The 12,076-nt window shown below is 59.1% G+C and carries 15 protein-coding genes; 9 read left to right on the top strand and 6 right to left on the bottom strand.

From position 1 onward, the window contains the following. The first annotated feature begins 156 nt into the window (after window positions 1-156). The 4 genes from QRN50_RS14565 (at window position 157) to QRN50_RS14550 (ending at window position 4,068) form a co-directional block, all read left to right on the top strand. Window positions 157-846: a response regulator transcription factor gene (locus QRN50_RS14565; RefSeq protein WP_011268650.1), complete on the top strand. Its 690-nt coding sequence runs from the start codon at window positions 157-159 to the stop codon at window positions 844-846. Between the two features lie 11 nt (window positions 847-857). Continuing rightward, window positions 858-2,093 carry a HAMP domain-containing sensor histidine kinase gene (locus QRN50_RS14560; protein WP_192873860.1) on the top strand — a complete coding sequence of 412 codons (1,236 nt, stop codon included), beginning with the start codon at window positions 858-860 and terminating at the stop codon, window positions 2,091-2,093. A gap of 150 nt (window positions 2,094-2,243) precedes the next feature. After that, window positions 2,244-3,581, top strand: a complete 1,338-nt coding sequence (locus QRN50_RS14555; protein WP_003402477.1) for a DEAD/DEAH box helicase — start codon at window positions 2,244-2,246, stop codon at window positions 3,579-3,581. 184 nt (window positions 3,582-3,765) lie between these two features. After that, on the top strand, window positions 3,766-4,068 hold the full coding sequence (locus QRN50_RS14550) for a hypothetical protein (RefSeq protein ID WP_003402479.1): 303 nt from the start codon (window positions 3,766-3,768) through the stop codon (window positions 4,066-4,068). A 291-nt stretch (window positions 4,069-4,359) separates the two neighbouring features. On the opposite strand, the gene QRN50_RS14545 is transcribed toward QRN50_RS14550, so the two are convergent. The 4 genes from QRN50_RS14545 to QRN50_RS14530 all read right to left on the bottom strand — a co-directional run bounded on the left by QRN50_RS14545 (window position 4,360) and on the right by QRN50_RS14530 (window position 7,034). Continuing rightward, a complete protein-coding gene (locus QRN50_RS14545) occupies window positions 4,360-5,223 on the bottom strand; it encodes a DUF6279 family lipoprotein (RefSeq protein WP_003425465.1) in 864 nt (287 codons plus the stop codon). Between the two features lie 69 nt (window positions 5,224-5,292). Then, the gene (locus QRN50_RS14540) at window positions 5,293-6,021 is read right to left on the bottom strand and encodes a TorF family putative porin (protein WP_011268648.1); all 729 of its coding nucleotides are present in this window, start codon (window positions 6,019-6,021) and stop codon (window positions 5,293-5,295) included. Window positions 6,022-6,165: 144 nt separating this feature from the next. Then, window positions 6,166-6,678, bottom strand: a complete 513-nt coding sequence (locus QRN50_RS14535) for a hypothetical protein (protein WP_003412760.1) — start codon at window positions 6,676-6,678, stop codon at window positions 6,166-6,168. Window positions 6,679-6,845: 167 nt separating this feature from the next. Continuing rightward, entirely contained in the window at window positions 6,846-7,034 is a 189-nt protein-coding gene (locus QRN50_RS14530; RefSeq protein ID WP_002554403.1) for a PFL_1563 family small protein, read from the bottom strand. Between the two features lie 306 nt (window positions 7,035-7,340). Here QRN50_RS14530 and QRN50_RS14525 point away from each other — a divergent pair, with 306 nt between their 5' ends. After that, window positions 7,341-8,177: a CvfB family protein gene (locus QRN50_RS14525; RefSeq protein WP_011268646.1), complete on the top strand. Its 837-nt coding sequence runs from the start codon at window positions 7,341-7,343 to the stop codon at window positions 8,175-8,177. Between the two features lie 69 nt (window positions 8,178-8,246). Here QRN50_RS14525 and QRN50_RS14520 read toward each other — a convergent pair whose 3' ends face one another. Then, on the bottom strand, window positions 8,247-8,879 hold the full coding sequence (locus QRN50_RS14520; RefSeq protein ID WP_096127131.1) for a DsbA family oxidoreductase: 633 nt from the start codon (window positions 8,877-8,879) through the stop codon (window positions 8,247-8,249). 144 nt (window positions 8,880-9,023) lie between these two features. On the opposite strand from QRN50_RS14520, the gene QRN50_RS14515 reads away from it, so the two are divergent. Next, window positions 9,024-9,425 carry a DUF2177 family protein gene (locus QRN50_RS14515; protein WP_024652792.1) on the top strand — a complete coding sequence of 134 codons (402 nt, stop codon included), beginning with the start codon at window positions 9,024-9,026 and terminating at the stop codon, window positions 9,423-9,425. A 77-nt stretch (window positions 9,426-9,502) separates the two neighbouring features. Here the strand turns inward: QRN50_RS14515 and QRN50_RS14510 are convergent, their stop codons facing one another. Further along, window positions 9,503-9,883, bottom strand: a complete 381-nt coding sequence (locus QRN50_RS14510; protein WP_003363371.1) for a hypothetical protein — start codon at window positions 9,881-9,883, stop codon at window positions 9,503-9,505. Between the two features lie 212 nt (window positions 9,884-10,095). Here QRN50_RS14510 and QRN50_RS14505 point away from each other — a divergent pair, with 212 nt between their 5' ends. The 3 genes from QRN50_RS14505 to def all read left to right on the top strand — a co-directional run bounded on the left by QRN50_RS14505 (window position 10,096) and on the right by def (window position 12,066). Further along, window positions 10,096-10,287, top strand: coding sequence for a CsbD family protein (locus QRN50_RS14505; RefSeq protein WP_003402493.1), 192 nt, complete (start codon window positions 10,096-10,098; stop codon window positions 10,285-10,287). A 223-nt stretch (window positions 10,288-10,510) separates the two neighbouring features. Continuing rightward, window positions 10,511-11,476 (top strand): YihY/virulence factor BrkB family protein, encoded by a 966-nt coding sequence (locus tag QRN50_RS14500; RefSeq protein ID WP_011268643.1) that lies wholly within the window; start codon window positions 10,511-10,513, stop codon window positions 11,474-11,476. Window positions 11,477-11,526: 50 nt separating this feature from the next. Beyond that, the gene (gene def / locus QRN50_RS14495) at window positions 11,527-12,066 is read left to right on the top strand and encodes a peptide deformylase (RefSeq protein WP_096127130.1); all 540 of its coding nucleotides are present in this window, start codon (window positions 11,527-11,529) and stop codon (window positions 12,064-12,066) included. Window positions 12,067-12,076 lie beyond the last annotated feature (10 nt).

Raw genomic sequence — 12,076 nt, 5'->3', positions numbered from 1 at the left:
AGGGCCGGTCCGGCGGGCGCTGTTGGCTGCGCAGCATAGGGCGAGGGCATGTTGGGGACGGTTAACGCCGTGTAAGGTTAGGTAAAGATCATCGAGCCCGGCTGACACGCCGCAGCAGCGTCGGGATAATCGGCAACCACCAATCAAGGGCCTGCCATGACTTCCGTATTGCTTGTCGACGATGACCGGGAACTGACGGAAATGCTCAGCCAGTACCTGACCCGTGAAAGCTTCGACGTGACCTGCACCAACAGCGCTGAAGAGGGCGAGATTGAAGCCTTGTCCGGGCGTCACGACATCGTCGTGCTGGACATCATGATGCCGCGCATCTCCGGGATCGAAGTGCTGCGGCGGATCCGTGCGCAAAGCCAGGTGCCGGTTATTCTGCTGACCGCCCGCGGCGACAATATCGACCGTATTTCCGGGCTGGAACTGGGCGCCGACGATTACGTGCCCAAGCCCAGCTCGCCGGGTGAACTGGTGGCGCGTCTGCGGGCGATCATGCGCCGGGTGCGCGCGGTGTCGGTAGTCGATGCGGTCAGGGATGTGATTCAGGCCGGAGAGCTGATGCTCTGGCCAGGCAAGCGTGAAGCGCGCTGGCAGGGCGTGACGCTTGAACTGACCGGCAACGAGTTCTGCCTGCTCGAAGAGCTGGCGCGGCATGCCGGGCAACTGGTCAGCAAGCAGAACCTGTCGATGAACGCGCTGGGACGGCCGCTGGCTCGCTACGATCGCAGTATCGATGTGCACATCAGCAGCATTCGCCACAAACTCGGGCCGCGCAACGATAACCAGAGCTGGATACAGAGCGTGCGCAATCTGGGCTATATGTTGCTCACGCCATGAGGCCGAACCGGTTGTTCTGGAAGCTGTTCCTGGCATTCTGGCTGGCGACCAGCCTGACCTTCATGGTCGGTGCCGGGCTGTTCATGTTCACCCAGTCAGGGCGGGGCGATCCTTCGTTCAGCACGGTGCTCGACAACGAAGTGCGCATTTTGCAGCAGTCGGGCATTGCCGCAGGGCGGGCGTTGCTCGATGCCTGGCAGCCGGAGGGGCAAGGCAGGGTCGGGCTATACGACAACCAGGGTCTGCTGCTGGCGGGCGAGGCGCTGGAGAATCCTCGCTTCGAACTGGCTGTGCACACACGCGAAGGCGCACTCGTGCACATCCGCTCTACCCAGCGCCCCAACCATGACGATCAACCCTCTCACCTCAATCCGCTGATCACCGGCACGGTCATGAGTGCGCTGTTCAGCTGGTTTCTCAGCAGCTATCTGGTGGCGCCGCTGATGAAATTGCGGGAGGCGATGGGCAAGGTCGCCAGAGGCCGTTTCGACACACGGGTAAAACCCGACATGGGCCAGCGGCGCGATGAAATCGTCGACCTTGCCGAGGATTGCGACCGCATGGCCAATCAGCTCAAGGTCATGGCCGACTCTCAGCAACAACTGTTGCATGACATTTCCCATGAACTGCGTTCGCCGCTGACGCGCATGAGCGCCGCCATCGGCCTGTTGCGCCAGGAGCCGAGCCAACTGGACATGCTCGAACGCATCGAGCGCGAATCGGAGCGCATGGACTCACTGATCGAAGAATTGCTGACCCTGGCGCGCATGCAGAGCGATGTCGAAAGCCTGACGCGGGAAAAGGTCGATGTCATCAGCCTGCTGGCGGCCATCGTCGAAGATGCCGAATTCGAGGCCGGACTGAAGCAGTGTCGGGTCAGGCTGCAGGCTCCCGGATCGTTCGTCGCACAGGTCGACAGCGAACTGCTCTACCGGGCCTTCGAAAACGTGATCCGCAATGCCGTTCGCCACACGGCGGTCGGCACGGATGTGGTGGTGGTCGCCAACGTTCAGGCCCAGCCGCTGTGCCTGATGGTCAATGTCATCGATCAGGGGCCGGGCGTGGACGAGGCGTGCCTGCAACGGATTTTCCAGCCCTTCGAGCGCGGCCCGGAGAATGCCGCGCAGGGCTTTGGCCTGGGCCTGGCCATCGCCCTGCGGGCTATCGAAATGCACGGCGGGCAGATCGCCGCACGCAATCGGCCGGGCGGCGGTCTGGTGGTCGATGTGCTGCTGCCGGTGTCGTGACGGCGCTCAATGGTTTTGCAGCGTTTCGAATAGCCGTTATCCGCCCGTTGGTAAACAAAATCGGCCTTTGGTGGTAAAGAAACTCGGCCCCGGCGCTCGAAACCGTTACGCTATGCAGCTGTATTTTTGTTTTTCGTCGAGGTAGCACCCGTGTTTTCCGAATTCGCCCTGCACGAACGCCTGCTCAAAGCTGTGGCCGAGCTTAAATTTGTCGAGCCTACGCCTGTGCAGGCGGCCGCCATTCCGCTCGCACTGCAAGGGCGCGACCTGCGGGTGACTGCGCAAACCGGTAGCGGCAAGACCGCCGCATTTGTGCTGCCGATCCTCAATCGTCTGATCGGCCCGGCCAAGGTCCGTGTCGACATCCGTGCGGTGATCCTGCTGCCAACCCGTGAGCTGGCTCAGCAGACGCTCAAGGAAGTCGAGCGCTTCTCGCAGTTCACTTTCGTCAAGGCCGGTTTGATCACCGGTGGCGAGGACTTCAAGGTTCAGGCCGCGATGCTGCGCAAGGTGCCGGACATTCTGATCGGCACGCCGGGTCGCCTGCTGGAGCAGTTGAACGCAGGCAACCTGGACCTCAAGCACGTTGAAGTGCTGGTACTGGACGAAGCCGACCGCATGCTGGACATGGGCTTCTCCGAAGACGTCGAGCGTCTGGCCGGCGAATGTGCCGGTCGTGAGCAGACCATGCTGTTCTCGGCGACCACCGGCGGCGCTGGCCTGCGGGAAATGATCGGCAAGGTGCTCAAGGATCCACAGCACCTGCAAGTCAACAGCGTCAGCGAGCTGGCTTCCGGCACACGCCACCAGATCATCACTGCTGATCACAATGTGCACAAAGAGCAGGTTCTCAATTGGCTGCTGGCTAACGAGACCTACCAGAAAGCCATTATCTTCACCAACACCAAGGCCATGGCTGACCGTTTGTATGGCCGCCTGGTAGCGCTGGAATACAAGGCGTTCGTGCTGCACGGCGACAAGGACCAGAAGGACCGCAAGGCGGCCATCGACCGTCTCAAGCAGGGCGGCGCGAAAATCATGGTTGCCACCGATGTGGCGGCTCGTGGCCTTGATGTCGAAGGTCTGGACATGGTGATCAACTTCGACATGCCACGCAGCGGCGATGACTACGTCCACCGCGTCGGGCGTACCGGCCGGGCAGGCAGCGACGGCCTGGCGATCTCGCTGATCTGTCATGGCGACTGGAACCTGATGTCGAGCGTGGAGCGCTATCTCAAGCAGAGCTTCGAGCGTCGCGTCATCAAGGAAGTCAAAGGCACCTACGGCGGGCCGAAGAAGGTCAAGGCCTCCGGCAAGGCAGTCGGCGTCAAGAAGAAAAAGACCGACGCCAAGGGCGACAAGAAGAAGGTCGCGGCCAAAGGGCCGACCAAACGCAAGACGGTCAACCGTCCCAAGTCTGACCTGGTCAGCCAGGACGGCATGGCCCCGCTGAAAAAACGCAGCACCCCGGCCCCGGCTGCCGAGTGATTGCCGTGATCGCTCCCGAGCATTCGGGAGCGATCAATCTCTTTACAGTACTGATAACGCCTCGTTACACCGTCCGCCAGCTTCTCTGAACCGTCATTCACCTCGCAGGTCACACCCTTTGAGTCGCATGCCCGTGGCTGGAGGTCATGGGTGATCATTCCATGCTGGACGGAGGTGTATAGACATGACTTACAAATGGGACCTTATCGAGCGTTTGCTGCACGATGTGCAGAACAACCGCAGCCCATCGACATCCACGGAATTCGAGACGCTGCTCAATCGCAGCTACATCGAACCGCGTCCTCGCGAGGAAGGCGGAGATGGCTCGACCTACATGCTGACAAAGCGCGGCGCGAGCCTGCTGGCTTTGATCGATAGCAGCATTCCGGGGGATGATCACCCACGTCAGGTTCTCAATGAGCAGGCCGGCGACCCGCTTGACCCCGCGCTCTTCGACATCATCGCCAAAAAGCCCCAGATCGCATAGAACGGCATACCCACGCGGAGCATGGGTACGATAGTCAGAGAGCTGTCCGCGCACTCAAGGCAGGAGGCAGAGCGTCCAGAACGGCATACCCATGCGGAGCGCGGGCACGATAGTCATAGTTGTGCTGAGATGACCATCGTTCCTCACGCTCCAGCGTGGGAATGCCTTGGGTGACGCTCCGCGTCACGACTCTGCGCCGCGCCCGCGTACTCAAGGCAGGAAGCAGAGCGTCCAGAACGGCATACCCATGCGCAGCATGGGTACGATAGTTGTGGTGAGAGGGCTATCGAACTACTTCTGCGACTTCAGGCAGTCCAGGTCGGTGAAGTCCTTGCGCATGTCGGCGATGCGGCTCAGCAGTTTGGCGCGTTGTTCCGGGGTGCTCAGGGCGGTGATGTCGACGATCAGCGATATCGCGGCCTTCTCGGTCTGGTCGTAGGCCTTGCGGTATTCAGGGGTCCAGAACGTCTCGCGGTCCTGCAGCAACGCGGCGATGCGTTGCGGGAAGTCGCTGGCCTGACGCTGCTGGACCGTGGCCAGAAACAGGTTCTGCCACCGCGTACGGTTCTCGATCCAGGCCTTGTTCTGTTCGCCGAGCGATGCAGACCAGGCCTGAATGCGGTCTTTCTGCGCCTGATTGAGCTTGCCGACCCACGGCGTCACACGTTTCTGCATACGGTCGGCGCGCTCTGCGATCTGACGTTCCAGTGGCTGGTCGAGGTATTTGTTCTCGCGCTTGCGCTGATCCTTGGCGAACGACTCCTGCATCTCCTGCACCTGCTTGTCGTCAAAGCGCGACAGCAACTCTACCGCAGAGGGCGTGATTTCCTTCGAGATCTTGGCGATTGCTTCTTTGGCTTCGCTGGTACGAGCCTGCAGCCCTTCGTAGGTCACCTGATCGGTCTTGACCATGTCCTCGAGCTTGTCCAGCCAGGTCAGGTACTCCGGCAGCTGGGTGCTGCAGTGCCAGCTCAAGTGTTGCTTGAGGCGCACGTCCAGCCAGCCTTTCTGTTCCGAATTCATGTCCAGGTAGTCGCTGAGCGTCCACGGAATGATCACGTCGAGGTTGCGGTACGCCAGTCCTACCTGATTGCATCCTGCGAGCAGTGCAACGGTCATCAACAGTGTGACGAATGCTTTGAATAAAGACTGCATGACATCTCCTTGGCGTACTGACGTGCAGTAGAGGAGTGTAGCGTCTGGCAGTTCAACCGGTTTGGGCCTTTAAAAGAATGAACGCACCGCTTTAAGGGTGAACGTCCCGTCACAGCGTGCGTTGTGGCCGCTGTAGACGCTGCAATCGCCGCCGCTCAGGCTTGAGCCGCTATAGATGAGGTTCATGTCGATGCCCAGCCAGGGGCGTGACAGGTTCAGCGACCAGTCGTTGAAGCCGTTGATCAACCCGCCGTCGGCGGCGGACTGCGGGGTATCGAACTGGTGATTGGCGTACTGCATGCGCACGCCGACGCCGAGTTGCTCGATGGCGCCCAGATCGACGAATACCGTGCTGTCGCGGGTGCCGACATCGTTGCTGAAGGCCGCGCCGATCCGGCTGTCGCGCATGCGCAGGCCGGCATAGAACTCGTGGCTGTCGATCTGGCTGGTGTCGGGGTAACTGTAACGAATCATCCCCAGCTCGTAGCCAAGGGTGTTATCGAAGGGCTTCTTGAAGCCCATGTAGGAGTCGAGCTCCATCCCGGTATCGGAGGCCAGGCCCATGTTGGGCGCCCACTGCCCGAAGTAGAAACCGCTTTCGTGGGTCAGGTCCATGCCGCCATGAAAGGACCCGGAACCGCCGGTGGGCGTCACCAGACCCTGGGCCATGCTGCGCGTAGGCGTGGTGGCGAGTTTCAGGTCGAAGTCGCCCAGATCCCGCTCCAGAACCTGGGCAGAGACGGACTGACAAACAAGCATGGCGCTGAAAGACAGCACGTGTAAGCGATGGCTGAGCATGGCTCACTCCTTGATCTGCGAGGAGTGTGGTCAGGGATGGCGTATCGAAAATGGCTCAGGAGCCGACACAAGCCGCGAGCTAGAGCCTCGCAAGCATACCGTTGAAATGAGCTCGGGGCGGACCGTTCGTCGATCCGTCGTGTGTCAGTTGGCCGCAGTGGTGCGCGCAGACGGGATGATCAGCCCTCGAATCACCACCAGCGCCTGCTCAAACGACGGGTAGCCACTCTTGGCGACGTCCAGTTGGGCGTATTCAGACTGATAACGTTCGGCAAGCTTTGGATCGCTGACACTCAGTTGCTGGGAGAGCAGGGCGATGGCCAGTGGATGCTTGTGTTTCGCGGCGGTTTGCAGCAAATCGATGATCTGCTTTTGGTCGGCCTGCTGGCGAATCAGCAATACAGCCTGATAGAACTCGGCTTCGCCCGACGCGTCGTCAAGTGCGGCACGGCGCAGCATGGCTTCGGCCAGCTCATAGTTTTCGCGGTTGTCTTCGCTGATCAGCAGTTTGGCCTGCAGCATGTCGTTCTGATAGAGCAGATGCTCCGCCCGGCAAGGGCTGTCGGTGAGCTGACTGTCGTTGGGGCCGTTTTCGCAGTGGTGCGACGCGCAGCCGCCAAGGTAGACAAGTGCACCGAAAAGCATCCAGTTCTTCATTCGAGCATTCCACAAAGAAGATAACGTCCAGAGCGTGATCCAGCTCGTGGTCATAGTGATATCAGAGGAGAGAGTAGCAGCGTGACCGGAAGAATATCCAGCGAAGGATGGTCAATCTAGCGCCTTGAGCGTCAAGGCGCGTAGAGATCGACAGGCAGGACGCGGTTTTACTTTTTACCGAGATTGATCTGCTTGGAAGGTGCGAAGGTCTGGCCACTCACGCCTTTGGCAATTTGCTGGATTTCACCGCCGGACTTCAGGAAAGCTGCAATCTGCGCGTTGATCGAGTCGCTCGTTTCAACGGCTGGGGCGGGTTTGGCTTTCGAGTGGGATGCTTTGATACGCATGGCTGCCATTTACCTTCATAAACGTAATACGGCCAGCCAGAGTACAGGAAACGCTTGATTATTGCTTGGTGAATATGGCATTCGCCCGAGCCGAACCTGCACTCGGTGGCTTGGCGAATTTATTCCGGAAGCCGCTAAGCGCCTGTTTTCAGATACAAAATTTCGACGTGGCGCTGCGCCGCAGTGCAGCAAGGTCGATCGACGGGGATCGGGGAAACTGACGAGTGGAGGCTGTATCGACACCTTCGGCCACGCAACGCGAACCCGGACTCAAAGTCGGGTAGAATGCCGCCCACGTAATGAGGGTATCTGGAAATGGCTTTAATCGGGCGTTACAACAGCTTGCAAATCGTCAAGCACACGAACTTCGGTCTGTATCTGGACGGTGCGCAGGATGGTGAAATCCTGCTGCCCAATCGGTACATCCCCAAGGACGTTCCTACGGAAGATGAGGACTGGCTCAATGTGTTCATCTATCTGGACAGCGAAGACAAGCTGCTCGCCACCACTGAAAAACCCAAGGTGCAGGTCGGTGAGTTCGCCAGCCTGAAGGTGGTTGAAGTCAACAGCATCGGTGTATTCCTTGACTGGGGCCTGCCCAAGGACCTGTTGCTGCCGTACTCCGAAGAGAAGCGCACCTTGCAGGCCGGTGATTACTGCGTGGTTCACGTCTACCTCGACAAACACACACGGCGCATTACCGCGACTGCGCGTCTGGATCGCTACCTGGACAAGACTCCCGCCAACTACAGCGTGGGCCAGGAAGTCGATCTGCTGGTGGCTGAAGCGACCGACATGGGCTTCAAGGCGATCATCAACAACAAGCACTGGGGCCTGATTCACAAGAACGAAGTGTTCAAGTTCATGCGCGCCGGCAAGCAGGAAAAGGGTTACATCAAGGAAATTCGCAGCGACGGCAATATCAGCCTGAGCCTGCAACCCGTCGGTGCAGAGGCCGCGAGCAGCCTGAACTCGAAGATTCTCACCAAGCTGCGCGAGAACAACGGCACGCTGCCGGTCAGCGATAAAAGTGATCCGCAGGTCATCAGCGGCCTGTTTGGCGTCAGCAAGGGCAACTTCAAAAAGGCCATTGGTGCGTTGTACAAGCAGGGCCAGATCGTGATTCACGCCGACCGTATCGAGCTGGTCTGACAACACGTCGCAGCCTGGGTGCCTGAGCGGCAATTGATGTGAGCTGCAGTCAATGCAGCTCGCGATGCCTCAGACCCAAGTGGCGAGCGCGTCTATTTCCTGGCTCAGGCGCTCAAACGGCAAGGTGCCGTTGAATACCCGCGCGTCTTCCAGCGCCTCGTCGCTGCGTCGCAGCAGCACGACCGGCACCGCTCTCAACCCAAGCTTCTGTGCCAGTTGCCGGTCGTCCAACACGGCCTTTTCAAAATGACCGGCATTGAGTGCCTGCTCCATCGCTTGCCGATCCAGTCCGGTGGTGGTGGCCAGCTCGAGCAGCGTGTGCGTCTCGCTGATATCCAGCCCCTTTTCGAAGAACGCCCGGTAAGCCTCTTTGTGAAACGCTTCAAAACCTCCTGCATTCCTGGCAAAGACTGCGGCTTCCAGAACCTTGCGGCTGCGCGGCTGAACGCTGGGCATCTTCATCATCACCTGACGCCTGTCGGCCATCGGCAGTACAGATCGTGACCAGGTTTCACGCAGATAATCAGCACTCGGGTCGAGCAGTGCCAATGGGTCAGGGCGCAGTTCAAAGGCATGCCAGTTAAATTCGAGCCGCTCACCGTAGGTTTGCTGAAGCTGTTCCAGGACGGCCAGTTGCAGGTAGCAGAACGGGCAGACGTAGTCGCTCCAGACATCTATTTTCAGGGGACCAACAGTGTTCATGTGCTTGAAACTCCATAACGCTCGTTAACACTGACTCCCTTCACCTTTTAAAAGTCCTGAAGTTGGATGGATCAATGTCTACCTTTGGTCGGTCATACCCTCAAGCGGGCTTTCCCGGCCCTGAAACTTGATCAAGGACGCGCCATGAAAAGAATACTGATCGCTTACTTCGGCACATTGCTGGCGTTTCTGATCCTCGACGGACTGTGGCTGGGCGTGTTGATGGGGCCGACCTACCGTGAATGGCTCGGGCCGCTGATGCTCGAAACGCCCGTATTAGGGCCTGCCATTGCGTTTTATCTGCTGTATGGGGCGGGGGTGGTGTTTTTCGGCGTCATGCCTGCGCTCAGAGCGCAACGATTGAGCCACGCGACATTGTGCAGCGGGCTGCTGGGGCTGATTGCCTATGGCACCTATGACCTGACCAACTGGGCCACCTTACAGGGCTGGCCGGCGCAGCTGGCGCTGGTGGATCATGCGTGGGGCACGGTGGTGTCGGCGCTGGCCGGTACGGCGGGCTATCTGGCGGTACGTCGATTTGCCTGAAGCGGTGTGCCGGGTGAGGGTTGGCTGCTCGCAACGCTCACCCGGCGCAGTGCGCGAATCTGGTGGCGGGTTTACCGCTACTTCTGCAGGAAGCCGGCAAAACTCAGGTTGCTGCCCTTGGGGCGCATGTCCTTGAGGAAAGAGTCCTTGTCGGCGCTCAGCTCCAGGCTGACGGTCGGTTTGCGCTTGTCGGCATTGCGCACTTCAAGGCCTTCCATGTGATCGCGCATGAATACCGTGGTCACTTTCAAATGCAGTAACTGGTCGGTTTCAGGCGTGTGCAGCAGCAGGTGCAGCCACTCGTACTGGCCTACTTGCAGGCGCGGGACAGGCAGGTCGAACCACCAGATGTTTCTTTTGTGGTCCAGCACGGCGAAATGCGTGTTGTTGACGCCCAGCACTGCGCCACCCAGATCCTGGTTTCTGCGTGCAATGGCCAGCTTTTTATCGAGTTTCATAACGTTCCTGTGAATCGGTGTGTTCAGCGTGTCGGCCCTGCCGGACAACGGTGGCGCGCATTCTCGCACAAACTCTGCCGCAAACCTGCCCAAATGCTCGGCAGACGAGTGGCCTGGAAAATAGTTGAAACTCTTGGCCACCGGCACAGGTCAATCTTCTGTCGAGTACGACATCCGATTCCAGCGCGGTCTTCAGACCCAGGAGATTTTCGATGAGCAGCACCAGCGATAAAGCCAAAGGTATGGCCAACGAAGCAGTTGGTAACGTCAAGCAGGCTGTTGGCAAGGCTACCGACAATGACAAACTTCAGGCTGAAGGCAAGGTACAAGAGCTGAAAGGCGAAGGCCAGCAGACCGTAGGCAAGGTCAAGGACGCGATCAAGAAGGGCGTGGACAAGGCTTGAGTCGATTGTTCCCGGCGCCCTGGCGCCGGGGCAGTTTTACCGATAACGGTCATCCACGGATGGCCGTTATGCTTTCTGCTCTGCGGGACTGAAACCTTTCATGGCCTGTCCAGTCAATGTGCCATCGGTATTCGCGTATCGGTTCGTCAACGCGACACGTCATCTATGACATGCCGGTTTTCAGGATGTAAGGTTTTCCAGTAAGGGAGCGAGAGGAAGCGCCATGATTTTCCCCCATTTGCGTAAATTGAAAGTCGGCAAAGTGCTGGTGAGAACCGTCAACGAGTTCCTCGATGACGAGATGTCCACCTATGCCTCGGCGCTGGCTTACCAGATGTTGTTTTCTCTGTTCCCGTTCCTGCTGTTTCTGATCGCGTTGATCGGCTTTCTGCATCTGCCGGACTTTTTTTCCTGGTTGCGACTGCAGTCGGAGTTTCTCTTGCCGCCGCAGGCGCTCGAGCAGGTCAACCCGGTCATCGACCAGTTGCAGCAGTCCAAGGGCGGCTTGCTGTCGATCGGTATCGTCATCGCCTTGTGGACCGCGTCAGCGGGTGTGCGCCTGATGATGAGCGCCATGAACGCAGCGTATGACGTGGTCGAAGGGCGTCCTATCTGGAAACGCCTGCCGCTGTCGATTCTCTACACCGTAGGCATTGCCGGCATGTTACTGGCGGCAGCCGCCTTCATGGTGCTGGGGCCGCAGGTCATGAACTGGATTGCCGCGCAGATCGGCATGGAAGACTTCATCGTCACGCTGTGGACCATCCTGCGCTGGCCCGCGATCATTATTCTGCTGATGGTCGCCGTGGCGCTGATCTATTACGTGATGCCGGACGTCAAACAGGAGTTTCGCTTTATCACCCCAGGCTCGGTGCTGGCCGTGGTGGTGTGGATCGTTGCTTCCCTGGCTTTCGGTTTTTACGTCAAGACCTTTGCCGACTACAACGCCATGTACGGCAGCATCGGCGCGATCATCGTGCTGTTACTGTATTTCTATATTTCCGCGGCGGTGCTGTTGCTGGGTGCGGAAATGAATGCGGTGATCGAGCACATGTCCGCCGAAGGCAAGGACGCAGGCGAGAAGGAAGCCGGTGACGGCGGCGAAGAGAGCAGCGAGACAGTCAAGCAGCATGTCTCCGGTCTGGGCCGCGACCATTCGGTGCCGTTGCAGAAGGCGGACGAAGCCTGATCGTGTTGTGTGGCAAGATCGCTTTTTAAGTCGGCAAGAGACACGCAGTCATGATCCACAAAATCCTGAAGATGGGCGATGAGCGCTTGTTGCGCATCGCCCCTCCGGTACCCGCAGAGATGTTCGGCAGCAGCGAGCTCGATACGCTGATTGCCGACATGTTCGAAACCATGCACAGTGTCGGCGGTGTTGGCCTGGCGGCGCCGCAGATCGGCGTCGATCTGCAACTGGTGATTTTTGGTTTCGAGCGCAACGAGCGCTATCCGCAGGCCGAGGCGGTCCCGCAGACGATCCTGATCAACCCGCTGATTACCCCGCTGAGCCCGACGCTGGAAGAGGGCTGGGAAGGGTGTCTGTCAGTGCCCGGATTGCGCGGCATGGTGGACCGTTATCAGAGCATTCGTTACGAAGGCTTCGATCCTCAGGGCCAGCCCATCGAGCGTGTTGCCCAGGGTTTTCACGCGCGTGTCGTTCAGCATGAATGCGACCACCTGATCGGTAGGCTTTACCCGTCGCGCATCACCGATTTCAGCAAATTCGGCTTCATGGACGTGATGTTTCCGGACATGGACCCCAACGCCGACGAGTGATCGTCGTGTT

The organism is Pseudomonas sp. MEJ108 (genome assembly GCF_030208985.1).
GTDB classification, from domain to species: Bacteria; Pseudomonadota; Gammaproteobacteria; order Pseudomonadales; family Pseudomonadaceae; genus Aquipseudomonas; species Aquipseudomonas fragariae.
This window is presented reverse-complemented; position numbering and strand designations above follow the sequence as displayed.

What these genes read in the sequence shown, in the direction of transcription:
- QRN50_RS14515 (WP_024652792.1), top strand. Translation starts at nt 9,024, where the DNA reads ATGAAAAGAATACTGATCGCTTACTTCGGCACATTGCTGGCGTTTCTG.
- QRN50_RS14510 (WP_003363371.1), bottom strand. Translation starts at nt 9,883, where the DNA reads ATGAAACTCGATAAAAAGCTGGCCATTGCACGCAGAAACCAGGATCTG.
- QRN50_RS14530 (WP_002554403.1), bottom strand. Translation starts at nt 7,034, where the DNA reads ATGGCAGCCATGCGTATCAAAGCATCCCACTCGAAAGCCAAACCCGCC.
- QRN50_RS14565 (WP_011268650.1), top strand. Translation starts at nt 157, where the DNA reads ATGACTTCCGTATTGCTTGTCGACGATGACCGGGAACTGACGGAAATG.
- QRN50_RS14540 (WP_011268648.1), bottom strand. Translation starts at nt 6,021, where the DNA reads ATGCTCAGCCATCGCTTACACGTGCTGTCTTTCAGCGCCATGCTTGTT.
- QRN50_RS14500 (WP_011268643.1), top strand. Translation starts at nt 10,511, where the DNA reads ATGATTTTCCCCCATTTGCGTAAATTGAAAGTCGGCAAAGTGCTGGTG.
- QRN50_RS14535 (WP_003412760.1), bottom strand. Translation starts at nt 6,678, where the DNA reads ATGAAGAACTGGATGCTTTTCGGTGCACTTGTCTACCTTGGCGGCTGC.
- QRN50_RS14520 (WP_096127131.1), bottom strand. Translation starts at nt 8,879, where the DNA reads ATGAACACTGTTGGTCCCCTGAAAATAGATGTCTGGAGCGACTACGTC.
- QRN50_RS14505 (WP_003402493.1), top strand. Translation starts at nt 10,096, where the DNA reads ATGAGCAGCACCAGCGATAAAGCCAAAGGTATGGCCAACGAAGCAGTT.
- def (WP_096127130.1), top strand. Translation starts at nt 11,527, where the DNA reads ATGATCCACAAAATCCTGAAGATGGGCGATGAGCGCTTGTTGCGCATC.
- QRN50_RS14525 (WP_011268646.1), top strand. Translation starts at nt 7,341, where the DNA reads ATGGCTTTAATCGGGCGTTACAACAGCTTGCAAATCGTCAAGCACACG.
- QRN50_RS14550 (WP_003402479.1), top strand. Translation starts at nt 3,766, where the DNA reads ATGACTTACAAATGGGACCTTATCGAGCGTTTGCTGCACGATGTGCAG.
- QRN50_RS14545 (WP_003425465.1), bottom strand. Translation starts at nt 5,223, where the DNA reads ATGCAGTCTTTATTCAAAGCATTCGTCACACTGTTGATGACCGTTGCA.